The organism is Streptomyces sp. NPDC015346 (assembly GCF_043078785.1).
GTDB lineage: Bacteria > Actinomycetota > Actinomycetes > Streptomycetales > Streptomycetaceae > Streptomyces.
On sequence record NZ_JBIBTW010000005.1, the window covers coordinates 62246 to 85165 of the forward strand.

General features: G+C 72.4%; 19 protein-coding genes. 7 read left to right on the top strand and 12 right to left on the bottom strand.

Going from position 1 to position 22920, the window contains the following annotated elements; translation table 11 throughout:
• Positions 1-109 precede the first annotated feature (109 nt).
• The 4 genes from ACF06X_RS19315 to ACF06X_RS19330 form a co-directional block, all read right to left on the bottom strand.
• A complete protein-coding gene (locus ACF06X_RS19315; protein WP_392288492.1) occupies positions 110-1555 on the bottom strand; it encodes an aldehyde dehydrogenase family protein in 1446 nt (481 codons plus the stop codon).
• Between the two features lie 208 nt (positions 1556-1763).
• On the bottom strand, positions 1764-2747 hold the full coding sequence (locus ACF06X_RS19320; RefSeq protein WP_392288493.1) for an EamA family transporter: 984 nt from the start codon (positions 2745-2747) through the stop codon (positions 1764-1766).
• A gap of 499 nt (positions 2748-3246) precedes the next feature.
• Positions 3247-4809: a PucR family transcriptional regulator gene (locus ACF06X_RS19325; RefSeq protein ID WP_392288494.1), complete on the bottom strand. Its 1563-nt coding sequence runs from the start codon at positions 4807-4809 to the stop codon at positions 3247-3249.
• A gap of 82 nt (positions 4810-4891) precedes the next feature.
• Positions 4892-7276 carry an ATP/GTP-binding protein gene (locus ACF06X_RS19330; protein WP_392288495.1) on the bottom strand — a complete coding sequence of 795 codons (2385 nt, stop codon included), beginning with the start codon at positions 7274-7276 and terminating at the stop codon, positions 4892-4894.
• 255 nt (positions 7277-7531) lie between these two features.
• On the opposite strand from ACF06X_RS19330, the gene gabT reads away from it, so the two are divergent.
• Both gabT and ACF06X_RS19340 read left to right on the top strand, forming a co-directional pair.
• Entirely contained in the window at positions 7532-8866 is a 1335-nt protein-coding gene (gene gabT / locus ACF06X_RS19335; protein WP_392288496.1) for a 4-aminobutyrate--2-oxoglutarate transaminase, read from the top strand.
• A 364-nt stretch (positions 8867-9230) separates the two neighbouring features.
• Complete coding sequence (locus ACF06X_RS19340) at positions 9231-9728, top strand: phosphatase PAP2 family protein (RefSeq protein WP_392288497.1); 498 nt, start codon at positions 9231-9233, stop codon at positions 9726-9728.
• 19 nt (positions 9729-9747) lie between these two features.
• Here the strand turns inward: ACF06X_RS19340 and ACF06X_RS19345 are convergent, their stop codons facing one another.
• From ACF06X_RS19345 to ACF06X_RS19375, 7 genes are all read right to left on the bottom strand, one after another.
• A complete protein-coding gene (locus ACF06X_RS19345) occupies positions 9748-10218 on the bottom strand; it encodes a hypothetical protein (protein ID WP_392288498.1) in 471 nt (156 codons plus the stop codon).
• 228 nt (positions 10219-10446) lie between these two features.
• Entirely contained in the window at positions 10447-11865 is a 1419-nt protein-coding gene (locus ACF06X_RS19350) for an NAD(P)/FAD-dependent oxidoreductase (RefSeq protein ID WP_392288499.1), read from the bottom strand.
• A gap of 46 nt (positions 11866-11911) precedes the next feature.
• Positions 11912-12706 carry an ABC transporter permease gene (locus tag ACF06X_RS19355; RefSeq protein ID WP_392288500.1) on the bottom strand — a complete coding sequence of 265 codons (795 nt, stop codon included), beginning with the start codon at positions 12704-12706 and terminating at the stop codon, positions 11912-11914.
• The gene (locus ACF06X_RS19360; RefSeq protein WP_392288501.1) at positions 12706-13623 is read right to left on the bottom strand and encodes an ABC transporter permease; all 918 of its coding nucleotides are present in this window, start codon (positions 13621-13623) and stop codon (positions 12706-12708) included. The genes ACF06X_RS19355 and ACF06X_RS19360 overlap by 1 nt, the downstream gene beginning before the upstream one ends.
• Positions 13620-14771, bottom strand: coding sequence for an ABC transporter ATP-binding protein (locus ACF06X_RS19365; protein ID WP_392288502.1), 1152 nt, complete (start codon positions 14769-14771; stop codon positions 13620-13622). Before ACF06X_RS19365 ends, ACF06X_RS19360 begins: the two co-directional genes overlap by 4 nt.
• A gap of 40 nt (positions 14772-14811) precedes the next feature.
• Complete coding sequence (locus ACF06X_RS19370) at positions 14812-16059, bottom strand: spermidine/putrescine ABC transporter substrate-binding protein (RefSeq protein WP_392288503.1); 1248 nt, start codon at positions 16057-16059, stop codon at positions 14812-14814.
• A gap of 50 nt (positions 16060-16109) precedes the next feature.
• Entirely contained in the window at positions 16110-17624 is a 1515-nt protein-coding gene (locus tag ACF06X_RS19375) for a gamma-aminobutyraldehyde dehydrogenase (RefSeq protein ID WP_392288504.1), read from the bottom strand.
• 175 nt (positions 17625-17799) lie between these two features.
• Between ACF06X_RS19375 and ACF06X_RS19380 the strand changes: the two genes are divergently transcribed.
• Entirely contained in the window at positions 17800-18348 is a 549-nt protein-coding gene (locus ACF06X_RS19380; protein ID WP_392288505.1) for an NADAR family protein, read from the top strand.
• Between the two features lie 102 nt (positions 18349-18450).
• Here ACF06X_RS19380 and ACF06X_RS19385 read toward each other — a convergent pair whose 3' ends face one another.
• Positions 18451-19122: a DUF4190 domain-containing protein gene (locus ACF06X_RS19385; protein WP_392288506.1), complete on the bottom strand. Its 672-nt coding sequence runs from the start codon at positions 19120-19122 to the stop codon at positions 18451-18453.
• A 75-nt stretch (positions 19123-19197) separates the two neighbouring features.
• On the opposite strand from ACF06X_RS19385, the gene ACF06X_RS19390 reads away from it, so the two are divergent.
• From ACF06X_RS19390 to ACF06X_RS19405, 4 genes are all read left to right on the top strand, one after another.
• The gene (locus ACF06X_RS19390; RefSeq protein ID WP_392288507.1) at positions 19198-20241 is read left to right on the top strand and encodes an adenosine deaminase; all 1044 of its coding nucleotides are present in this window, start codon (positions 19198-19200) and stop codon (positions 20239-20241) included.
• Between the two features lie 18 nt (positions 20242-20259).
• The gene (locus tag ACF06X_RS19395; RefSeq protein ID WP_392288508.1) at positions 20260-20952 is read left to right on the top strand and encodes a glycerophosphodiester phosphodiesterase; all 693 of its coding nucleotides are present in this window, start codon (positions 20260-20262) and stop codon (positions 20950-20952) included.
• A gap of 179 nt (positions 20953-21131) precedes the next feature.
• Entirely contained in the window at positions 21132-22181 is a 1050-nt protein-coding gene (locus tag ACF06X_RS19400) for a sensor histidine kinase (RefSeq protein WP_392289016.1), read from the top strand.
• Positions 22178-22864 carry a response regulator gene (locus tag ACF06X_RS19405; RefSeq protein WP_392288509.1) on the top strand — a complete coding sequence of 229 codons (687 nt, stop codon included), beginning with the start codon at positions 22178-22180 and terminating at the stop codon, positions 22862-22864. The genes ACF06X_RS19400 and ACF06X_RS19405 overlap by 4 nt, the downstream gene beginning before the upstream one ends.
• Positions 22865-22920: the final 56 nt, after the last annotated feature.

Below are 22920 nucleotides of genomic sequence, written 5' to 3' on the forward strand. Positions count from 1 at the left end.
TACCCGTCCGTAGTACCCGATTTCGCGAGGTTCCGATAGACGAGGAGACGGCCGGAGCCCCCGCACAGTGGGCTCCGGCCGTCGGTCTCGGTCCGTACAGGAGTACGGGTTACAGCGCGAGGCCCGTGAGGACCAGGACGCGCTCGTAGGTGTAGTCGTCCATCGCGTAGCGGACGCCCTCGCGGCCGACGCCGGACTTCTTGGCGCCGCCGTACGGCATCTGGTCGGCGCGGTAGGACGGGACGTCGCCGATGATCACGCCGCCGACCTCCAGCGCGCGGTGGGCGCGGAAGGCGGTCTGCAGGTCGTGGGTGAAGACGCCGGCCTGGAGGCCGAAGTCCGAGTCGTTGACGGCGGCGAAGGCCTCGGCCTCGCCGTCGACCCGGGCGATCGTGAGGACCGGTCCGAAGACCTCCGCGCGGGCCAGGGTGACGTCGGCCGGGAGGTCGGTGAGGACGGTCGGGGCGTAGCTGGCGCCCTCGCGCTTGCCGCCGGTGAGCAGCTTGGCACCGGCCTGGACGGCCTCGTCGACCCAGGACTCGACGCGCCGGGCGGCGTTCTCGTCGACCAGCGGGCCGACGTCGGTGGCGGAGTCGTTCGGGTCGCCGGTGACCTGGGCCTCGACGGCGGCGACGATCTTCGGGACGAGCCGGTCGTAGACCGAGGCGTCGGCGATCACGCGCTGCACGGAGATGCAGGACTGGCCGCCCTGGTAGTTGGAGAAGGTGGCGATGCGGGTCGCCGCCCAGTCCAGGTCCTGCTCGGACGCCCAGTCGCCGAGGACGACGGCCGCGGCGTTGCCGCCGAGCTCCAGGGTGCAGTGCTTGTGGGGCACGGACTGCTGGATGGCGAAGCCGACCTTGTCGGAGCCGGTGAAGGAGATGACCGGGAGGCGCTCGTCCTGCACGAGGGCGGGCATGCGGTCGTTCGGCACCGTCAGGACGGACCAGGAACCGGCCGGCAGGTCGGTCTCGGCCAGCAGCTCGCCCAGGATGAGGGAGGAGATGGGGGTGGCCGGGGCCGGCTTGAGGATGATCGGGGCGCCGACGGCGATGGCCGGGGCGACCTTGTGGGCGCTGAGGTTCAGCGGGAAGTTGAACGGCGCGATGCCGAGGACGACGCCCTTGGGGATACGGCGGGTGAGCGCCAGGCGGCCGACGCCGCCGGCCTCGGTGTCGAGGCGCTGGGCCTCGCCGCCGTTGAAGCGGCGGGCCTCCTCGGCGGCGAAGCGGAACACGGAGACGGCGCGGCCGACCTCGCCACGGGCCCACTTGATGGGCTTGCCGTTCTCGGCGGAGATCAGCTGGGCGATCTCCTCGGTGCGCTCGGCGAGACGCTTCGACACGTGGTCGAGGGCGGCGGCGCGGACGTGCGCCGGGGTGGCGGCGAACTCGTCGACGACGGCGTGGGCGGCCGCGACGGCCTCCTCGACCTGGGCCTCGGTGGGCACGCTGACCTTGCCGACGAGACGACCGTCCCACGGGGAGGTGACGTCGAAGGTGGCCTCGCCGGTGGCCTCGCGGCCGGCGAGCCAGAAGGCGTGGGTGTCAGACATGTGCGGCCCGGCCCTTTCCGTATCGGTTGGTGTAGCGGTGGCTGTCGCTGCGACTGCCGCTGTGACTGTCGCTGTGACGGACGACTCGGCGCGGGTGTCGCGGTGAGGTGTCCGACTGCCACGGTAGGGCCGAGGAGGCGAAGCGTCGTTTGTCCGGTGTGGAGTGGTGGGGGGCGTCCGTCTCGCCGGTTTGGCCGAAGCGGAGGGCTCAGCTCCTTGGCTTCGTCGTTCGCTCCGTGGAGACGATCAGCCAGACGCCGGCGACGACGACCGCGCCGCCGAGGGCGATCGGCCAGGTGAGGGCCTCGTCGAGGACGAGGGCGCCGAGGAGGACGGCGACGACCGGGTTGACGTAGGCGTAGGTGGCGACGAGCGACAGCGGGGCGGTCTGCAGGAGCCAGGCGTACGCGGTGAAGGCGATGATCGAGCCGAAGACGACGAGGTAGCCGAGGGCGATCCAGGAGCGGGCGGAGATCGCGGCGGGGTCGAGGCCGTACTGCTCGCCGCGGATCAGGCCGAGCGCGGCGCAGCCGAGGCCGCCGGCGACCATCTCGTACGCGCTGGCGGTGAAGGGGTTGGCGGGCATCGGGATCCGGGAGGAGGAGAACGAGCCCACGGACCAGAGGAGGGTGGCCACGACGACGAGGAGGACGCCGCCGATCCGGACGTCGCCGCTGAGGCCGGGGAGGGTGAGGACGGCGAGTCCGGCGAGCCCGAGGAGGACGCCGGCGACGCCGCCGCCGGTGGGGCGCTGCCCGAAGACGGCCTTGAGGACGACGACCCAGGCGGGGACGACGGCGACGAGCAGGGCGGCGAGCCCGGAGGGCACGGAGGTCTCGGCGAGGACGATGAGGCCGTTGCCGCCGAGGAGCAGGAGCAGGCCGACGAGGGCGGCGGAGCGGAGCTGGGCGCGGGTGACGCGGAGGGCGGCGGGCCCCTGCCGCCAGGCGATCAGCGCGGCGAGGAGGAGGCCGGCGACGACGAAGCGGAGCCCGGCGGAGAGGAACGGCGGCATCGTCTCGACGACGATCCGGATCCCGAGGTACGTGGACCCCCAGACGACGTACACGATGCCCAACGCGGCCCAGACGGCGCCGGAGATACGGCGGGGGGTGCGGGAGGGGGTCGGGGTGGGCGCGGGCACGGGTGCCTGGAGGGCGGAGGAGGCCGGATCGACGGCGGGGCTTGTCATGTCCCGGAGGCTATGAAATCCCAGCGCCGAGGACCAGGAATTTTGCCCGCGATCGGGCAGCACGAGGCCCTCTCGGGGAGGGTGGGGCGGCCGGGGGCGGGCAGGCCCGGGCGGGGCGTCGGGGGGGGTGGCCGCTGACGGCCGCGCGCCCGGGAGCGGCTCGCCGCCGCGTCGGTACGCACCCGGCGGCCGGAACCGGTACGGGCACGGGCCCGGGGGCGGCTCGCGCCGCGTTGGTACGCACCCGGCAGCCGGAACCCTGGCCGCGCGCCCGGGAGCGGCTCGCCGCCGCGTCGGTACGCACCCGGCGGCCGGAACCGGTACGGGCACGGGCCCGGCAGGGCCCCCGGGTCGGTGCCCGCGCGTGGGGCGTCCCGGCGGGCGTGCGGGCTACTGGTCGCGGCGTTCGTACGCACCCGGCAGCCGGAAGCGGTACGGGCGGTGGGCCCGGCAGGGTCCCGGGGCCGGTACCCGCGCGCGGGGCGTCCCGGCGGGCGGGCTACTGGTCCGAGGAGGCTTCCGCGCCCGTGGCCTTGAGGGCGAGCCAGAGTTCCATGCGGACGTCCGCGTCGTCGAGGGAGCGGCCCAGGATCTCCTCCACACGGCGCATGCGGTAGCGCAGCGTGTGGCGGTGGACGCCCAGGTCCGCCGCCGCCGCGTCCCATTGGCCGTGGCGGGAGAGCCAGGCCCGCAGGGAGGCGACGAGGTCGCCGCGGCCCGTGGCGTCGTGCTCGTACAGCGGGCGGAGCATCCCGTCCGCGAAGGCGCGGACCGCGTCGTCCGCGAGCAGCGGCAGGACCGAGCCGGCCGCCAGCTCCTCGTGCTCGACGAGCGCCCGGCCGCGGCGCCGGGCCACCGACAGCGCCTGCTCGGCCTGCTTGTAGGCGGCCGCCGCCGCGATCGGGCCCGCCGGGGCCGAGAGGCCGACGACGACACCGGCCTCCTCCGCGTCCCTCGCCGCGTACCCCTCGCAGGCCGTGACGACGGCGCCGCCGTCGCCGGCCAGGACCAGGAGCCGGTCCTCGCCCTCCGGCACCACGAGGACCGTCTCACCGGCGTGGGCCGCGGCCGACTCCAGGGCGTCGGCGAACGCGGGGAGCGGGGGCTCGCCCTCCCGCTCCCCCGGCGCCGTCTCGGCGATCAGGAGACGGAAGGGGGCGTCGAGCAGCCCGCCGTACAGGTCGCCCGCCACCGCCCGCGCGTGGTCCGGCTGCCCGGACAGCATCATCCGGAGGACCGCCGCGCCGAGCCGTCCCTCCGCCGCCTGCAGCGAGCGCGAACGCTCCGTCGTGAGCGTCAGGAGCGCGATCGCGGAGTGCACGGCGTACCGTTCCGCCGTCCCGAGCGGCGCCCCCGTCCCGACCGCGAGCGCGCCCCGCACCCGCCGCCCCGTGCCGAGCGACTGCAGCTCCACCCGGTCGTCGGTGCCGCCGACCACCGCGCTCGCCGGGGCGGGCCGCTCGCGGAGCCGTTCGACGTCGGGCGTCAGCCGGGCGGCCCGACGCGCCGCCCACTCGGGGGACACGGCGAGGACGGCGCCGGAGGTGTCGTACAGCGCCGCCCAGCCGTCCACATGGGCCGCGAGCCGGGCCACCACCGCGTCCGGGCCCTCCGCGAGCGCCGCCCGGGTCATCTCGCGCTGGGCCTCGAACCCGGCCGTGACCGCCCGGTACTGGTCGGCCGCGATCGCCGCCGACACCGCCTTGCTGATCGCGAGGAACGGGGTGCGCCGCGGCACTTCGAGGAGCGGCAGGCCCTCCGCGCGCGCCGCCTCGACCAGGGGCTCGGGGATGGCCTCGTAGTTGACGCCGATGGCGAAGCCGAGGCCGACCACCCCGGCGGCGAGCAGCCGCCGCACGTAGCGGCGCATCGCCTCCGCGTCCTCGGCGTCCAGGGTCAGCGCCGTGGTGAGCAGCAGCTCGCCGCCCTCCATGTACGGAACGGGGTCGGCGAGCTCGCTGACATGGGCCCAGCGCACGGGGGTGTCGAGACGGTCCTCACCTGCGCGGACCGTGAGTTTGAGCGCCGAGTGCTGGACGAGGGAGGCGAGGGTGGGCGGCATGGACCGTCGTAACCTTTGAGCGGAGGGAGGCCGATCCGACGAACGGCGCCCCCGATTGTGCCAGGGCCCCGAGGCGCCCGCGTCAGCTCCGCAGGTCGACCAGGAGCGGTGGCGTGTGCTCGCCCCGCACATGGGTGAGGGAGAGCACGGCGTGCCCGGCGGGGACGGCGTGCGCGAGGTCGGAGGCCGACCAGCGCTCGCGCTCCACCTCCCGTACGGTCACGGCCTCCGCCGTCGCCGCCTTGCCGGTCACCACCCGCCGCATGAAGTGCAGGGCCTTGGTGAGGGGCTCGTCGGAGATGATCTGCCGGTTGGTGACGTCGCGGGTCTGCACCCATTCGGTCCCCCAGGTCTCGGCGAACCGTCCGCCGTCCCAGGGCGCGATCCCGGCGAACGCCATCCGGCAGCCGACGGCCCCGAGCAGCGGTCCGCGCAGCGCCTCGGGCACGTCCTCCAGTCCGCGCAGGGCGAGGACGACACCGGCGTTGACGGAGCGCAGCCGCTGAATCGCCCGTACCGATTCGCCGGTGACGGTGTACGTGGCGTCGTCGAGGACCAGGCAGGCGAAGAGGGACCGGTCGCGGCGGCCGAGGGCGGCCTCGGCGAACTGGGCGAGCAGCAGCCGGGAGACGATCCGGGAGGCCTCGGCGTGCCCGCGTTCGGGCAGGTCGACGCGGACACGCAGGGGGTGCTCGACGGCCCGGAGCGAGAACTGCGGGCGGCGCTCGCCCTCGGTCCGGACGGTGTGGAAGAAGGAGGCGAAGGCGGGCCGGTCGAGGAACGCGATCCGTTCGGCGAGCAGGACGGCGGTGTCGTCACCCCGCCGGTCCTGCCGCTGCCGGGCGTCGAGCTCGCGCAGCTGGGCGGGGTCCCCGGCGACGGCGGCCCGCAGCGCGTCCAGCGCCTCGGGCGTCCCGGCGAGCAGCTCGCGCAGCTCGGGGACGGCCGGGAAGCGCCCGTACGCGGCGCGGAACGGCCCGATCAGCTGGGCGAGGGCGGTGGCGGCCCGGCGGCTGTCGGCGACGAGGTCGCCGACGAGCGCCTCGGCCAGGATCCGGGCGGCCTCGTCGGGGTCGTCCGTCCCGCCATACAGGTCGAGGTCGTGGGTGGATTCGGGCCGTCCGACGGAGACGACCACGTCGAAGGCCTCGTCGGGGCCGAGGACCGTGCCGTGGGAGGCGACGGCGATGACGGCCGCCCGGTTCGCCAGCGCCTGGAGGCAGAGCGACTCGACGACCGGCCGGACGAGCCGCGTGGTCTTCCCGGAGCCGGCCGGGCCGACGGCGAGCAGCGAGGTGCCGAGCAGCGCCGGCTCCAGGGCGACGCCGGTGGTGCGGCGGGCGTACGGGTTGCGAGGGTGGTCGGCCGCGGTGCCGATGAGGACCTGGGCGGTGGCCAGGTCGTGGGTGGCGGTACGGACGGGCAGGTCGCGCAGGCCGGAGGGGTGGGCGCAGGCGGCGGGGCCGCTGGTCCGCACGGCCTCGGTGAAGGCGGCGAGCCGCTCGGGCCGGGTCCGTACGCCCTGCCAGGCGCGGCGGATCCTGGCGTAGTCGACGTCGCCGAGCAGACCCCGGCGGGTGGCGTCGGCGAGCGTACCGGCGGCCTCGGTGAGACCGGCTTCGCGCAGCTCGGGCCACTCGACGGGGTCGGCGGCCGGCGGCCGGGCGGCCGGGGCGGCGGGGTCGGCCGTCCCGAGGCGCGCGCGCACGGCCGGCCAGGTGCCGACACGCGCCACGGCCGCGAGCACCGCGAGGCCGAACAGCAGGTAGTAGGCGTTCGAGACCCAGGCGAGCCAGGTGACGGTGCGCGGCATGTCGCGCCAGACGCCCGGCACGAGGACGAAGAGCGGCCACAGCGGGACGCCGTAGCGCAGCCAGACGTCCCGCCAGTTGCCGACCCGTCCGAAGCCGATCGCGAAGAGGGTGAGGACGACGGCGTACCAGAGGTAGGTCGCGGCGACGTACAGGTCGAACTGGGGGCTCGTGGGCGCCTGCCAGGAGTCGGGGACGAGCCAGAGCATGGGCAGCAGCCACCAGTCGGTGACGAAGATCCACCATCCCTGGAGGTAGCCGTTCCAGAGCAGCGACCAGAGCAGCCAGCCGCAGAGGTAGGCGATGAACGCGCCGGTGAACAGCTGGCGCCCGGGCACGCGGTCCAGCTCCTCCGGCGGCCTCTCGCGGTGTCCGAGGCGCCACACGCCGGGATCGGCCGCCGGGCGGGGGATACGGAGCCATTCGGCGACGCCGATACGGGTGGGGGCGTGCGACGGTACGGGTGGGGCGGCCGGCAGGACGCCGGGCGGGACGGCGGGCGCGGGGGGTCCAGGGGGCGTTGCGGGGGAAGGCGCGAGGGGTCCAGGGCCCGGCGCGACGGGCCCGGGTGGCGTGGCGGGGCGCGGGACCGCGTTTCCCGCTCCCCGGCCGGTGCCCCGCGTGTCGCGTGACTCGTACGTGCCTTCGGTCTCCATGAACCCCTGCCCCCTGACCAGCCGGGTCGCCGCATCCGTGCAACCGTCAATCTAGTGGGCGACGGCGGCCCCGGAGCCGTTTCGCTCACCCGTGGGAACGTGCGCCTTTCCGGCACCCCCGGAGCGACGCCATGTCCACCACGGACAACGACACACCCCCCACCACTCCCGATCGGCGCATGCCCGGACCCCTCCCGCGCACCTAGCCTGCGGAAGAAAGCCACACGTGCGTCCAGAACACCCCAGGAGCCCCGCATGAACGCTGTCCCGCAGGAGCGGCGCGTCGTCACCGCCATCCCCGGTCCGAAGTCGCAGGAGCTTCAGGCCCGCCGCCTCGACACCGTGGCCGGCGGCGTGGGTTCCGTGCTGCCCGTCTTCACCGCCAAGGCCGGCGGCGGCATCATCGAGGACGTCGACGGCAACCGCCTCATCGACTTCGGCTCCGGCATCGCCGTGACCTCCGTCGGCGCCTCCGCCGAGGCCGTGGTCCGCCGCGCCGCCGCGCAGCTCGCCGACTTCACGCACACCTGCTTCATGGTGACGCCGTACGAGGGGTACGTCGAGGTCTGCGAGGCGCTGGCCGAGCTGACCCCGGGCGACCACGCCAAGAAGTCCGCGCTGTTCAACTCGGGCGCCGAGGCGGTCGAGAACGCGGTCAAGATCGCCCGTTCGTACACCAAGCGCCAGGCCGTCGTCGTCTTCGACCACGGCTACCACGGCCGTACCAACCTCACCATGGCGCTGACGGCGAAGAACATGCCGTACAAGCAGGGCTTCGGTCCGTTCGCGCCCGAGGTCTACCGCGTGCCGGTCGCCTACGGCTACCGCTGGCCCACCGGCCCGGAGAACTGCGGCCCCGAGGCCGCCGCCCAGGCGATCGACAACATCACCAAGCAGATCGGCGCCGAGAACGTCGCCGCGATCATCATCGAGCCGGTCCTCGGCGAGGGCGGCTTCATCGAGCCGGCCAAGGGCTTCCTGCCGGCGATCGTGAAGTTCGCCAACGATAACGGCATCGTCTTCGTCGCCGACGAGATCCAGTCCGGCTTCTGCCGCACCGGCCAGTGGTTCGCCTGTGAGGACGAGGGCATCGTCCCCGACCTGATCACGACCGCCAAGGGCATCGCGGGCGGTCTGCCGCTCGCCGCCGTCACCGGCCGCGCCGAGATCATGGACTCCGTGCACGGCGGCGGCCTGGGCGGCACCTACGGCGGCAACCCGGTGGCCTGCGCCGGCGCGCTGGGCTCCATCGAGACGATGAAGGAGCTCGACCTCAACGCCAAGGCGAAGAAGATCGAGTCGGTCATGAAGGCCCGCCTGTCGGCGATGGCCGAGAAGTTCGACGCCATCGGCGACATCCGCGGCCGCGGCGCCATGATCGCGATCGAGCTGGTCAAGGACCGCGCGACCAAGGAGCCGAACCCGGAGGCCGCCGGCGCGCTGGCGAAGGCCTGCCACGCCGAGGGCCTGCTGGTCCTGACCTGTGGCACCTACGGCAACGTGCTGCGCTTCCTGCCGCCGCTGGTCATCGGCGAGGACCTGCTGAACGAGGGCCTCGACATCATCGAGAACGCGTTCGCCGGAATCTGAGGCGTTCGACACCCGGTGTGAAGAAGGTGTGGGGGGCCGATGGCGGGATGGAGATCCGGCTGTCGGCCCCCCTTTCCGTGGCGTACGGTTTCTGCAGATGAGAGAAACACCCCGCTCGCAGGGGACTGCGGGCGACACCAGGGCGGAGCCTCCCCAGCCCCGCCTTGATCGTGCCCTCGCGCACACCACTGGAGCCTCCGGCTCCGGAACTCCTCACCGATCGGATGGCCGCCCGCCCCACACCCCCCGGGGCGCGCGGCAGCCCGGTCAAGCCGTCCTCCCCGGAACCACCCCCCCTGTTCCGGGGAGGACGGCTGTCTTCTTCTCGGCGGTCGCCGTCTTCTCCCTCTTCACCTGGCAGGTCGTGGCCGGAGGCCCGCTGGCCCGCCTCGACGAGCGGGTCTCCCGCGCGCTGGTGGACACGGTCCCGCGCGGCCTCTCCGAACTCGGCGCCGACCTCGGCAACATGACGGTGGCCCTGCCCGTCCTCGGCTGCGCGATGGCGTACGCGGTGTGGCACGGCCGGCGCGCGGCGGCGCTGTACGCGGGTCTGGCGATGGCGCTCGTCCCGCTCCTGGTCATCCCCTTGAAGGAATGGACCGCCCGCCCCGGCCCGCTGGAGCCCTGGGCCGCGGGCTACTACCCGTCGGGCCACACCGCGACCGCGATGGTCGCCTACTTCGGCGCGGCCTTCCTGCTCTCGCGCCGGCTGCTGCCCGTCGCCGCCCTCCTGACGGCGGCGACGGGCACCGGCCTGGTCCTGCGCGGCTTCCACTGGCCCCTGGACGTGCTGGCCAGTCTCTGTCTGGGTCTGCTGATCCTGACGCTCAGCTCCACCTGTACGCGGCGACGTTCCGGCTGAACCGCGGTGCCGGGGAGGGCTACCGCGTCCCCCGTCCCCTCTCCTCGCGGGCCAGACGGCCCGCCGCCTCGTGCATCGCCAGCTCCAGGAGCGAGGCGTCGTTGAGGGTCCCGCTCCCGTCCGGCGGCACCAGCCACCGCACTCCGCCGGTCACGCGCCCCGGATACGGGACGACGATCCAGGTGCCGTGGCCGGCGCCGCGCACCCCGGTGCCGAGCCAGCGCGCCGCCGTGCCCGGGGGCACGAAGAAGCCCGTCCTGGCCTCGCCGAAGTCGGCCAGGACGGGACCCGGCCGGTCCACGAGCCGTACCAGCACGTCGAGCGTGGGGCAGCCGAGCTCCCCGGGCAGGATCAGCACGTCCCAACGCCTGCCGGCGGGCAGCAGCGTGACCCCGAGGGGGTTGCGCTCCCACTCCCACCGGCAGGCGTCGGGATCCGGCGCCACCGATGCCAGCCATTCCACTGCGGTCCTGGCCCCCGAACCACTCATCGCCAACGGCCTCCATTCCGTGTGCGGACACGCGGACGCGGTGCCCACACGCAGAGAGCGGGGTTGGCGACGATCATTACGCGGGTTCGGCCGGTACATCGGGAGTGAACTGGGTCACACCATGATCGAATGGTGTGCGCCGGGGGCGTGGACCCGGCGCGCGATCGGCGTCCCGCGCAAGCCGTCAGCCGTTCACCTGTCGGTCGTTCAGCCGTCAGCCGTCAGCCGTCAGCTGTCGAAACCGAGACCCAGCCGGTCCATCGTCTTCAGCCACAGGTTGCGGCGCCCGCCGTTCTCGTCGGCCCGGGCCAGCGACCACTTGGTGAGGCCGATGCCCGCCCAGGCAAGCGGCTCGGGCGGGAACGGCAGCGGCTTGGAGCGGACCATCTTCAGCTCGGTGCGCTCCGTGTGCTCACCGGCCAGCAGGTCGAGCATCACGTCCGCGCCGAAGCGGGTGGCGCCGACCCCGAGGCCGGTGAACCCCGCCGCGTACGCCACCTTCCCCTGGTGCGCCGTGCCGAAGAAGGCGGAGAAGCGCGAGCAGGTGTCGATCGCGCCGCCCCAGGCGTGGCTGAAGCGCACCCCCTCCAGCTGCGGGAAGCAGCGGAAGAAATGCTCGGCGAGCTTGAGGTACGTCTCCGGGCGGTGGTCCCGCTCGGCGCTGAGGCGGCCCCCGAAGGGGTAGATCGCGTCGTAGCCGCCCCACAGGATCCGGTGGTCGGCGGTGATGCGGAAGTAGTGGAACTGGTTGGCGCTGTCGCCCAGACCCTGGCGGTTCTTCCAGCCGACGGAGGCGAGCTGCTCGTCGGTCAGCGGCTCGGTCGTCAGGACGTAGTCGTAGACCGGGACCGTGTAGTGCCGCACCCGCTTGACCAGCGAGGGGAAGACGTTGGTGCCGAGGGCGACACGGCGGGCGACCACCCGGCCGTAGGGGGTGCGTACCCCCATCCCCGCGCCGAGGGAGACCAGTGCGAGGCCGGGGGTGTTCTCGAAGATCCGTACGCCCAGGTCCAGACAGGCCCGCTTCAGGCCCCAGGCGAGCTTGGCGGGGTGGAGCATGGCGACCCCGCGGCGGTCGTGGAGGCCGCCGAGGAAGGTCGGCGACTCGACCTCGGCACGGACCGCGTCCCGGTCGAGGAGTTCGAGACCGTCCGCGAGGCCGAGCCGGCGGGCCGCCTCGTACATCTCGCGCAGCTCCTCGACCTGGTGCGGCTCGGTGGCGACGTCGATCTCTCCGGTGCGCTCGAAGTCGCAGTCGAGGGAGTAGCGGGCGACCGCCGCCTCGATGGCGTCGAGGTTGCGCTCGCCGAGCCGCTCCAGCGTGACCAGCTCGTCCGGCCAGCGGGCGAGCCCGTTGCCGAACCCGTGCGTGAGGGAGGCGGCGCAGAAGCCGCCGTTGCGGCCCGAGGCGGCCCAGCCCACCTCGCGCCCCTCGATCAGTACGACATCCCGGTCCGGCTCCCGCTCCTTGGCGAGGAGCGCGGTCCACAGTCCGCTGTAGCCGCCGCCGACCACGAGAAGGTCGCACTTCTCGGTGCCGGTGAGGGCGGGCAGGGCGCCGGGCTTGCCGGGGTCTTCCAGCCAGAAGGGGACGGGCTGGGCGTCGGAGAGAGAGCGTGCGGCACTACGCATGGCGACTGGGGCCATGGTTTCCACTCCTTCAGGGCTTAGCTCAGGGTCGTACGTGTCGTACTCAGCTTGTCGCTGCCTTCTTGCGCCGGGTGCTGACGATCTGACCGGCGACCACCACCAGGACGGCGATGACGAACATCGCCGTGCCGATGACGTTGATCTGCACGGGCGTGCCGCGCTGCGCCGAACCCCAGACGAACATGGGGAAGGTGACGGTCGAGCCCGCGTTGAAGTTGGTGATGATGAAGTCGTCGAAGGAGAGCGCGAAGGCGAGCAGCGCTCCGGCGGCGATACCGGGTGCGGCGATCGGCAGCGTGACCCGTACGAAGGTCTGCACCGGGCCCGCGTAGAGATCGCGCGCAGCCTCCTCCAGGCGGGGGTCCATCGACATCACGCGCGCCTTGACCGCCGTCACCACGAACGACAGGCAGAACATGATGTGGGCGATCAGGACCGTCCAGAAGCCCAGCTCGGCGCCCATGTTGAGGAAGAGCGTGAGCAGGGAGGCGGCCATGACGACCTCGGGCATCGCCATCGGCAGGAAGATCAGCGAGTTGATCGCGCCGCGCGCCCGGAAGCGGTAGCGGACCAGCGCGAAGGCGATCAGCGTGCCGAGGACCGTGGCGCCGACCGTCGCCCAGGCGGCGATCTGGAGCGACAGGGTCAGCGAACCGCACAGGTCGGCGACGCCGCACGGGTCCTTCCAGGCGTCCAGCGAGAACGTCTGCCAGGCGTAGTTGAAGCGCCCGTTCGGCTTGTTGAACGAGAACACCATCACGACGATGTTCGGCACGATCATGTACGCGAGCGTCAGCAGGCCCGCGATGACGACGAGGTTGCGTCGTATCCAGCGCATCAGACCAGGTCCTCCGTTCCGGCACGGCGGATGTAGACGGTGACCATGATCAGCACGATCGCCATGAGGATGAAGGACAGCGCGGCCGCCGTCGGGTAGTCGAGCACCCGGAGGAACTGCGACTGGATGACGTTGCCGACCATCTTGGTGTCGGTGGAGCCGAGCAGCTCCGCGTTGACGTAGTCACCGCTGGCCGGGATGAAGGTGAGCAGGGTGCCCGAGACGACGCCCGGCATGGAGAGCGGGAACGTCACCTTCCGGAAGGTGGTCGTCGGGGACGCGTACAGGTCCCGCGCGGCCTCGTGCAGCCGGCCGTCGATCCGCTCCAGGGAGGTGTAGAGCGGCAGGATCATGAACGGCAGGAAGTTGTACGTCAGACCGCAGACCACGGCCATCGGGGTGGCGAGGACGCGGTCGCCCTCGGTCCAGCCGAGCCAGCTGGTCACGTCCAGGACGTGCAGGGTGTTGAGGACGTCGACGACCGGCCCGCCGTCGGCGAGGATCGTCTTCCACGCCAGCGTCCGGATGAGGAAGCTGGTGAAGAACGGCGCGATGACCAGGACCAGGAGCAGATTGCGCCAGCGGCCGGCCTTGAACGCGATCAGGTACGCCAGCGGGTAGCCGAGGAGCAGACAGAGCAGCGTGGCGGTACCGGCGTACAGCAGGGACCGGACGAACTGCGGCCAGTACTCCTGGAAGGCGTCCCAGTAGGTCTGGAAGTGCCAGGTGACCTGGAAGCCCTGCTCCAGGGAGCCGGTCTGCACGGAGGTCGAGGCCTGGTAGACCATCGGCAGCGCGAAGAAGACGAGCAGCCAGACGATGCCGGGCAGGAGCAGCCAGTACGGCGTGAGCCGCCTGCGGGTGGACCCCTTGCGGACCGGGAGGTCCGCCGCCGGTGGAGCTTCCGTGATGGTCACGAGGCGTCCTCCACCGTCTCCACGCCCGCGTCGATGTCCTGAGTCGCGTCCAGGCCGAAGGTGTGGGCCGGGTTCCAGTGCAGGACGACCTCGGCGCCGGGCACCAGGCGTGTGTCGCGCTCTATGTTCTGCTCGTAGACCTGCAGCTCCGCGCCGGCCGGCGAGTTCACCACGTACTGCGTGGAGACCCCGATGAAGGAGGAGTCGACGATCCGGCCGGTGACCCTGTTGCGGCCGTCGGCGATCGAGCTCGCGTCGTCGGCGTGCGCGAGCGAGATCTTCTCGGGCCGGACACCGACGAGGACCTTGCCGCCGGTGCGTACGGTCGCGGAACAGCGGTCGGCGGGCAGCGTGAGCTTGCCGCCGCCGGCCGTCACGACCAGGTCGGTGGAGCCGGTCTCGACGACCTCCGCCTCGATGAGGTTGGAGGTGCCGAGGAAGTTGGCGACGAACGTGGTGCGGGGGTTCTCGTAGAGGTCGGCGGGCGCGCCGAGCTGCTCGACCCGGCCGCCGTTCATCACCGCGACCTGGTCGGCCATGGTCATGGCCTCCTCCTGGTCGTGGGTGACGTGGACGAAGGTGATGCCGACCTCGGTCTGGATCCGCTTGAGCTCCAGCTGCATCTGGCGGCGCAGCTTGAGGTCGAGGGCGCCGAGCGGCTCGTCGAGGAGGAGGACCTGGGGGTGGTTGATGAGCGCGCGGGCGACGGCGACGCGCTGCTGCTGGCCGCCGGAGAGCTGGTGCGGCTTGTGCTTGGCCTTGTCGCCGAGCTGGACGAGGTCGAGCATGTCGCCGACCTGCTTCTTCACGGACGTGACGCCCCGGCGGCGCAGGCCGAAGGCGATGTTCTCGTAGATGTCCAGGTGCGGGAAGAGCGCGTAGGACTGGAAGACGGTGTTGACCGGCCGCTTGTACGGCGGGAGGTCGGTGACGTCCTTGTCGCCGAGGAAGACGGTGCCGGTGGTGGGCTCCTCGAGGCCGGCGATCATCCGCAGCGTGGTGGTCTTTCCGCATCCGGAGGCGCCGAGGAGGGCGAAGAACGAGCCTTGCGGCACGGTCAGGTCGAGCGGGTGCACGGCGGTGAAGGAGCCGTACGTCTTGCTGATGCCGGTGAGACGGACGTCGCCGCCGGTGTTCGTGTCAGTCATGGGTTGCGATCCCGGTTCGTAAGGGGTGGGTGACGACTGCTCAGGCACCGATGAGCTTGGCGAACTTCTCCTCGTACGCCGTTTCCTCCTCGCTCGTCAGCGAGCGGAAGGCGTGCGACTTCCTGGCCATGGCCTTGTCCGGGAGGATCAGCGTGTTGCTCGCCAGCGCCGGGTCGATCTTGGTGAGCTCGTCCTTCACCCCGTCGACCGGACACACGTAGTTGATGTACGCGGCGAGCTGGGCGGCGACCGGAAGCTCGTAGTAGTAGTCGATGAGCCGCTCGGCGTTCGTCTTGTGCCGCGCGTTCGCGGGGACGAGGAGGTTGTCGGTGGACGTCATGTAACCGGCCGCCGGGATCGCGAACTTGATGTCCGGGTTGTCGACCTGGAGCTGGATGAGGTCTCCGGCCCAGGCGAGACAGGCCGCGATGTCGCCCTTGCTGAGGTCCGAGGTGTAGTCGTTGCCGGTGAAGCGCCGGATCTGCTTGGTGTCGACGCCCTTCTGGACCCGCCCGAGGGCGGCGTCGAAGTCGGCGTCGGTGACGGTGCCCGGGTCCTTGCCCATGTCGAGCAGGGTCATGCCGACCGTGTCGCGCATCTCGGAGAGGAAGGCGACCTTGCCCTTGAGGGTGGGGTCGTCGAGCAGCTGGGTGACGGAGTCGACCTTGCGGCCTCCGGTGGCCTTCACGTTGTACGCGATGACGGTCGAGATGCCGGTCCACGGGTACGAGTAGGAGCGGCCGGGGTCCCAGTCGGGGCGGCGGAACTGCGGGGCCAGGTTGGCGTAGGCGTTCGGCAGGTTGGCCGGGTCGAGCTTCTGTGCCCAGCCGAGGCGGATGATGCGGGCGGCGAGCCAGTCGGTGACGCAGATGAGGTCGCGGCCGGTGTCCTGGCCGGCGGCGAGCTGGGGCTGGATCTTCCCGAAGAACTCGACGTTGTCGTTGATGTCCTCGGTGTACTTGACCTTGATCCCGGTGCGCTTGGTGAACGCCTCCAGGGTCGGGCGGGACTTCTCGTCCTCGCTGATGTCGATGTACTGCGTCCAGTTGGAGAAGCTGAGTTGTTTCTCCTTGGCCGAGAAGTCGGTCGAGGCGGGCCCCTGGCCCTCCCGCTTGGCCGGCGGGATGCCGCAGGCGCTCAGGGACGCGAGGCCGCCGATCGTGAGCGCTCCTACGCCTCCGGCGCGCAGCATCGAACGGCGTGTGAGGGCGCCCCGGCCGCTCGTCAGGCTGCGCCGCATGGCCGCCAGTTGCGCGGCGGACAGGCTGTCGGGCTCGTACTGCTCCATGCGCTGTGCCCTTTCGGGATGGTTTCGCCGCTGGTCGGGCGACGAGATTGCTATCGGTCCCCGAAGATCGTGCGGTGCCAGTCCTTCGCGGCGACCGCTGTGTTGTCGTACATCACGTGCTTGACCTGCGTGTACTCCTCGAAGGAATACGCCGACATGTCCTTTCCGAAGCCGGAGGCCTTGTAGCCTCCGTGCGGCATCTCGCTGATGATCGGGATGTGGTCGTTGACCCAGACGCACCCCGCCTTGATCTCGCGGGTGGCGCGGTTCGCGCGGAACACGTCACGGGTCCAGGCGGAGGCGGCGAGGCCGTAGGGGGTGTCGTTCGCGAGCCCGAGGCCCTCGTCGTCGCTGTCGAAGGGCAGGGCCACGAGGACCGGTCCGAAGATCTCCGACTGCACGACCTCGCTGTCCTGCGCGGCGCCGGTGATCAGGGTCGGACGGTAGTACGCGCCGTTCTTCAGCTCTCCGCCCGGGGCTTCGCCGCCGGTGACGACCGTGGCGTAGCCGCGGGCGCGCTCGACGAAGGCGGCGACCCGGTCCCGCTGGGCGTGGCTGATCAGCGGCCCGAGGTCGGTGGAGGGGTCGAAGGGGTCGCCGAGGCGGACGGTCTCCATCAGCTCGGCGACCCGGGCGACGAACGCGTCGAAGAGCGGGCGCTGGACGTAGGCGCGGGTGGCGGCGGTGCAGTCCTGCCCGGTGTTGATGAGGGAGGCGGCGACGGCGCCGTGGGCGGCGGCCTCCAGGTCGGCGTCGTCGAAGACGACGAAGGGTGCCTTGCCGCCGAGTTCGAGGTGGAGCCGCTTCACGGTGGAGGTGGCGATCTCGGCGACCCGCTTGCCGACCGGGGTGGAGCCGGTGAAGGAGGTCATGGCGACGTCGGGGTGGCCGACGAGGTGCTCGCCCGCGATCCGGCCCGCGCCGGTCACGATGTTGACGACGCCGTCGGGGATGCCGGCCTCCGTGGCCGCCCGCGCGAACATCAGCGAGGTGAGCGGGGTGAGTTCGGCCGGCTTGAGGACGATCGTGTTGCCGGCGGCGATGGCCGGGAGGATCTTCCAGGCGGCCATCTGGAGGGGGTAGTTCCAGGGGGCGATGGAGCCGACGACCCCGATGGGTTCACGGCGGACGTACGAGGTGTGGTCGCCGCTGTACTCCCCGGCGGACTGGCCCTGGAGGTGGCGGGCGGCCCCGGCGAAGAAGGCCGTGTTGTCGACCGTGCCGGGGACGTCGAACTCGGTCGACAGCTTGATGGGCTTGCCGCACTGGAGGGACTCGACGCGGGCGAACTCCTCGGCCTGTTCGGCGAGGACGCCGGCGAACCGGTGCAGGGCGTCGGAGCGCTCGCCGGGGGTGGCGCCGGCCCACGCGGGGAAGGCGTCCCTGGCGGCGGCGACGGCCGCGTCGACGTCCGCCGTGGAGGCCAGTTCGTAGGTGTGGACGCTCTCGCCCGTGGCCGGATCGACGACGCTGTGCTCCTGACCCGAGGTCCCGGGGCGCAGCCGCCCGCCGATGTACTGCGCGCCGTCCGCGAAGCGGTCGGTCACCTGGAAGCGGTTGCCCATGACGCTCTCCGTTGTTCCAGCTCGAATTGAGTGCCGATCCTGACAGAGGGATGTCGGTCCAACAAGTGATTCCGTTGTTGCCTTTTGGTTACGCGACGGAATACGTCGACCATGTGTCGAGGGTGCCGGGAAATCCCCGTACGGAGTGTCCGTGGCGGCTGCCAGACTCGCGTGCATGGGGCATCTTGAAGAGCTGACACAGCAGGTCAGCAAGGGTGAGAAGGTCAAGTGGCTGCACTTCTGGGGGCACCGCGGGAGGCCGGACGGGCAGCTCTCGGCGAGCTGCCTGAGTCAGTGGTGGCCGTCGCCGTTCGAGGTCGAAGGGGTTCGGTACGCGACGGCGGAGCACTGGATGATGGCGTCGAAGGCACGGCTCTTCGGCGACCCGGAGGCCGAGCGGGCGGCCCTCGCGGCCCGCTCGCCGGCGGCGGCGAAGAGGGCCGGGCGGCTGGTGCGGGGCTTCGACGAGAAGGTGTGGGAGCGGGAGCGCTTCGCGATCGTGGTCGAGGGCAGCGTCCACAAGTTCGCCTCGGACGAGGCGCTGCGGGGGTTCCTGCTGGGCACGGGCGGCCGTGTCCTGGTGGAGGCGAGTCCGCTGGACCGCGTGTGGGGCATCGGTCTGGCCGCCGACGACCCCCGGGCGAAGGACCCCTCCCGCTGGCGGGGCCTGAATCTGCTGGGCTTCGCCCTGATGGAGGCGAGGTCCCGCCTGCGGGGCGGGTGAACGGCGGACGGGGAACGGCGGACGGGGAACGGCGAAGGGCCCCGCACCGGGGTGCCGGGCCCTTCGCCGGTCGTCGCCGTCGGGCGTCGTCGACCGCGTCGGTCAGCGGTTCTCGACGACCAGGCTGGTCGCGAACGGATCGTTCAGGCCGCCGTCGTTCTCGAACTCCTCGGCGTTCATGAAGATCCAGACGAGGAAGCCGATCATCGCCACTCCGAGCGCGATGCCGATCGATCCCAGGACGACACCGGCCGTCGCCTGGCCGCCGTTGTTCGCCTCGCCGCGCTGGACCCGCTTGCGGCCCATGATCCCGAAGATCAGGGCCAGCACGCCCAGGATCAGGCTGAGCACGCCGTACAGGCAGAAGAGACAGACGGCCAGGATGCCGAGCACCATGGCCGCCGTGCCCATGCCGTTGGACTGACCGCCGCCGCCCTGCCAGCCCTGCTGACCGTAGCCGCTGTACCCCGGGTAGCCGGGGTAGCCGTACGTCGACGTCGCCCCGGCCGCCGGCGGCGCCGGCGGATATCCGTACGCGCCGGGCGTCGCCGCCGGTCCGCCCGGGGCGACGGGCGGCGGCGGGAGCTCTCCCGTGCCGTCCCCCGCCGCCGGCATGGACGTCATCGTCGGCTGGTCGTGCACCGGCGACACCGGCGGCCGGTCCTGCGGCTCCGGGGCCGCCGGCTTGCTCAGTTCCACCCCGTCGCGGTTCGGCGGAGCCCACGGATCCGCCGGGTCGTACCCGCCCCGCTGCTGCTCGCTGTTGTCAGACATGGGCCTCCCCCATCGTGGTCCCGCCATGCTACGACCTCCCTCCGGGCGGGGACCGGCCCGGCCTACGATGATCCGATGACCGATCTCCACCCCTTCATCGCCGGGCTTCCCAAGGCCGAGCTGCACGTCCACCACGTCGGCTCCGCCTCCCCCCGGATCGTCTCCGAACTGGCCGCCCGCCACCCGGACTCCAAGGTCCCCACGGACCCGGAGGCGCTCGCCGACTACTTCACGTTCACCGACTTCGCGCACTTCGTCGAGGTCTACCTCTCGGTCGTGGACCTCGTCCGCACCCCGGAGGACGTCCGGCTGCTGACCTTCGAGATCGCCCGCGACATGGCCCGCCAGAACATCCGGTACGCCGAGCTGACGATCACCCCGTACAGCTCGACCCGGCGCGGAATCGACGAGCGGGCCTTCATGGAGGCGATCGAGGACGCCCGCAAGCAGGCCGAGGCGGAGCTGGGGGTCGTCCTGCGCTGGTGCTTCGACATTCCCGGTGAGGCCGGTCTGGTGGCCGCCGAGGAGACGGCCAGGCTCGCCGTCGACCTGCGCCCCGAGGGCCTGGTCTCCTTCGGTCTCGGCGGCCCGGAGATCGGGGTGCCCCGCCCCCAGTTCAAGCCGTACTTCGACCGCGCCGTCGCGGCCGGCCTGCACTCGGTGCCGCACGCGGGCGAGACGACGGGCCCGGAGACGATCTGGGACGCCCTGAACGACCTGCACGCCGAGCGCATCGGCCACGGCACCAGCGCCGTGCGGGACCCCGCGCTCCTCGCCCACCTCGCCGAGCACCGGATCGCCCTGGAGGTCTGCCCGACCTCCAACATCGCGACCCGGGCGGTCGCCCACCTGGACGAGCACCCGATCAAGGAGATGGTGGCCGCCGGTGTCCTCGTGACCATCAACAGCGACGACCCGCCGATGTTCGGCACGGACCTGAACAGCGAGTACGCGGTCGCCGCCCGCCTCCTGGAGCTCGACGAGCGCGGGCTCGCCGCCCTCGCCAAGAACGCCGTCGAGGCCTCCTTCCTCGACCCGGCCGGCAAGGCCCGGATCGCCGCCGAGATCGACGCGTACACCGAACAGTGGCTCGCGGGCCGACCGGCGCCCCGGCCCTGACGACCCGAGAATGAGGCCATGGACCACGTGACTGTCGTCGCCCACCGGGGCGACCCGTACCGCGTCCGCGAGAACACGGTCCCCTCGATCGTCTCGGCGATCGAGGGGGGCGCGGACGCCGTGGAGGTGGACGTGCGGCTCACCCGCGACGACGTCCCCGTCCTCCTCCACGACGACACGCTGAAACGGCTGTGGGGTCACGACCGGCCGCTGTCCTCGCTCTCCCTGGAGCAGCTGAAAGAACTGACGGACGGCGGGATCCCGACCCTGCGCGAGGCGCTGATCGCGGCCGGGCCGCACCGGCTGATGCTCGATCTGCCCGGCGGCGACGAGTCGTCGGTCCGCCGCGTCGTCGGCACGGTCCGCGAGTGCGGCGCCGCCGAGCGGGTCCTCTACTGCGCGGGCTCGGTCGCCATGCTCCAGGTCCGGGCCGCCGACCCGTCCGCCGAGATCGCCCTGACCTGGACGACGCTGGCGCCCCCGCGCCCCGTGCTCCTGGACGCGGTCCGGCCGCGCTGGCTCAACTACCGCTTCGGGCTGGTGAGCCGGCAGCTGGTGGACCGGGTGCACCGGGACGGGTATCTCGTCTCCGTCTGGACCCCGGACACCCGGCGCGCGATGCGTAAGCTCCTGGAGCACGGGGTGGACTCGATCACCACCAACCGTGTGGACGCGCTCGCCGCCGAACTGCGAAGGGGCCGCACACCGTGAGAGACACACCGCACGGCATACGGGCGGAGACACGGGTGGAGGCGGAGGCGGAGGCGGAGGCTGAGGCGGAGGCGAGCAGAGCCGGAAGCGTGCAGGGCTTGTGGGACCGGGCCAGGACGCTCGGCGGCGCCCACCCCTGGGCGGTCGACATCGGCGTCGCGCTGCTCGTGCAGGCGGCGATGACCATGCCGTTCGTCGTGCCGCGCGGGCCGGAGCTGGAGCCGGCGACCTGGCCGGCGTACGGGCTGACCACCCTCACCGTGGTCCCGCTGGTCTGGCGGCGGCGCGCACCGATGGCCGTCCTGCTGGCGATCCTGGCGACGAGCGCGCTCTACAAGACCGCCGTGGAGGGGCCGGGCCAGCCCCTGCCGTACACCGGTCTGGTCATCACCTACACGATCGCCGCGCTCTCGCCGGCCCGCGACCGGCTCGTCACGGTCGTCCTGCTCGCGCTCGCGGTGCCGGTCTCCGTCTGGCTCAACACCCGGTCGGCACGTGAACTGACCTTCTCCCTCTTCGTGTTCGCGGCGGCGTACGTCTTCGGCCGGCTGACCGACACCCGGCAGCGGGCCAACCGCGTCGAGGCCGAGCAGGCCGCCGCGCGCGAACGGGCCCGGATCGCGCGGGAGATGCACGACATCCTCTCCCACGCGGTGAGCCTGATGATCGTGCAGGCGGAGTCGGGACCGGTGGCGGTGCGTACGGCTCCGGAGCGAGCCGAGGCCGCCTTCGACGCGATCTCCGAGACGGGCCGGGACGCCATGGCGCAGCTGCGCCGGATGCTGGGCGTGCTGCGGGACGAGGACGGTCCGGCGGGCGGCACGCCCGCGCCGAGGGAGCCGCAGCCGGACCTCGCCGGCCTGCCCGGCCTGGTGGAGCGGGTCCGGGCCGGCGGTCTCGACGTCACCTACCGGGCGACGGGCGGGGTGCACGCCCTGCCCACGGCCACCGGGGCGACGGTCTACCGGATCGTCCAGGAGGCGCTGACGAACGTGGTGAAGCACGCGGACGCCCGCACCGCCTCCGTACGGCTCACGCGCGGCGACGACGTGCTGGAGATCGTGGTGACGGACGACGGTCGCGGCCCGCGGCCGGGCTCCGGCGGCCACGGACTGCTCGGTCTGCGCGAGCGGGCGGCCGCCCACGGCGGTACGGCGAGCACCGGCCCGGGCCCGGACGGCCGGGGCTTCCGGGTCCGGGCCACGATTCCTCTGGAGGCGGGACGTTGACGATCCGTGTGGTGGTGGCCGACGACCAGGAGCTGGTCCGCAGCGGCTTCGCGATGATCCTGGACGCCCGGCCGGACATCGAGGTGGTCGCGGAGGCGGGCGACGGGGCGGAGGCGGTCGAGGCCGTGCGCCGGCACGCGCCCGACGTGGCGCTGCTCGACATCCGGATGCCGCGCATGGACGGCATCGAGGCGTGCCGCGCGATCAGCGCGGAGTCGGCCTGCCGGACGGTGATGCTGACGACCTTCGACTCCGACGAGTACGTGTACGAGGCACTGCACGCGGGCGCGAGCGCCTTTCTGCTGAAGGACGTGCGCCGGGACGATCTGGTGCACGGGGTACGGGTGGTGGCGCGGGGCGACTCGCTGCTCGCGCCGTCCGTCGCCCGCCGGCTGGTGGAGCAGTACACGCGGCCGGCGGCCCGCAGGCGCGTGCCCGACCCGCGCCTGGAGGCGCTGACCGGCCGGGAGCGGGAGACGCTGCTGCTGCTCGCGCGCGGTCTCTCGAACGCCGAGATCGCGGCGGAGCTGATCGTCAGCGAGCACACGGTCAAGACGCACGTGGGCAACGTGCTCGCCAAGCTGGGGCTGCGTGACCGGATCCAGGCGGTGATCTGCGCGTACGAGACGGGTCTGGTCGAGGCGGGTGGGGCGCCGGACTCCCCCGTGCGGGCGAGGAGCTGACCGGCGAAGACCCCCTGCGCGGGCGATCCGCGCGATCCCGCCGGTCAGCAGGATGT

Excerpts from the sequence above, each read along its gene's own strand:
- ACF06X_RS19355 (WP_392288500.1), bottom strand. The coding sequence starts at position 12,706 with ATGCGCTGGATACGACGCAACCTCGTCGTCATCGCGGGCCTGCTGACG.
- ACF06X_RS19390 (WP_392288507.1), top strand. The coding sequence starts at position 19,198 with ATGACCGATCTCCACCCCTTCATCGCCGGGCTTCCCAAGGCCGAGCTG.
- ACF06X_RS19375 (WP_392288504.1), bottom strand. The coding sequence starts at position 17,624 with ATGGGCAACCGCTTCCAGGTGACCGACCGCTTCGCGGACGGCGCGCAG.
- ACF06X_RS19320 (WP_392288493.1), bottom strand. The coding sequence starts at position 2,747 with ATGACAAGCCCCGCCGTCGATCCGGCCTCCTCCGCCCTCCAGGCACCC.
- ACF06X_RS19345 (WP_392288498.1), bottom strand. The coding sequence starts at position 10,218 with ATGAGTGGTTCGGGGGCCAGGACCGCAGTGGAATGGCTGGCATCGGTG.
- ACF06X_RS19385 (WP_392288506.1), bottom strand. The coding sequence starts at position 19,122 with ATGTCTGACAACAGCGAGCAGCAGCGGGGCGGGTACGACCCGGCGGAT.
- ACF06X_RS19400 (WP_392289016.1), top strand. The coding sequence starts at position 21,132 with ATGACCATGCCGTTCGTCGTGCCGCGCGGGCCGGAGCTGGAGCCGGCG.
- ACF06X_RS19395 (WP_392288508.1), top strand. The coding sequence starts at position 20,260 with ATGGACCACGTGACTGTCGTCGCCCACCGGGGCGACCCGTACCGCGTC.
- ACF06X_RS19350 (WP_392288499.1), bottom strand. The coding sequence starts at position 11,865 with ATGGCCCCAGTCGCCATGCGTAGTGCCGCACGCTCTCTCTCCGACGCC.
- ACF06X_RS19315 (WP_392288492.1), bottom strand. The coding sequence starts at position 1,555 with ATGTCTGACACCCACGCCTTCTGGCTCGCCGGCCGCGAGGCCACCGGC.
- ACF06X_RS19370 (WP_392288503.1), bottom strand. The coding sequence starts at position 16,059 with ATGGAGCAGTACGAGCCCGACAGCCTGTCCGCCGCGCAACTGGCGGCC.
- ACF06X_RS19380 (WP_392288505.1), top strand. The coding sequence starts at position 17,800 with ATGGGGCATCTTGAAGAGCTGACACAGCAGGTCAGCAAGGGTGAGAAG.
- ACF06X_RS19325 (WP_392288494.1), bottom strand. The coding sequence starts at position 4,809 with ATGCCGCCCACCCTCGCCTCCCTCGTCCAGCACTCGGCGCTCAAACTC.
- gabT (WP_392288496.1), top strand. The coding sequence starts at position 7,532 with ATGAACGCTGTCCCGCAGGAGCGGCGCGTCGTCACCGCCATCCCCGGT.
- ACF06X_RS19330 (WP_392288495.1), bottom strand. The coding sequence starts at position 7,276 with ATGGAGACCGAAGGCACGTACGAGTCACGCGACACGCGGGGCACCGGC.
- ACF06X_RS19365 (WP_392288502.1), bottom strand. The coding sequence starts at position 14,771 with ATGACTGACACGAACACCGGCGGCGACGTCCGTCTCACCGGCATCAGC.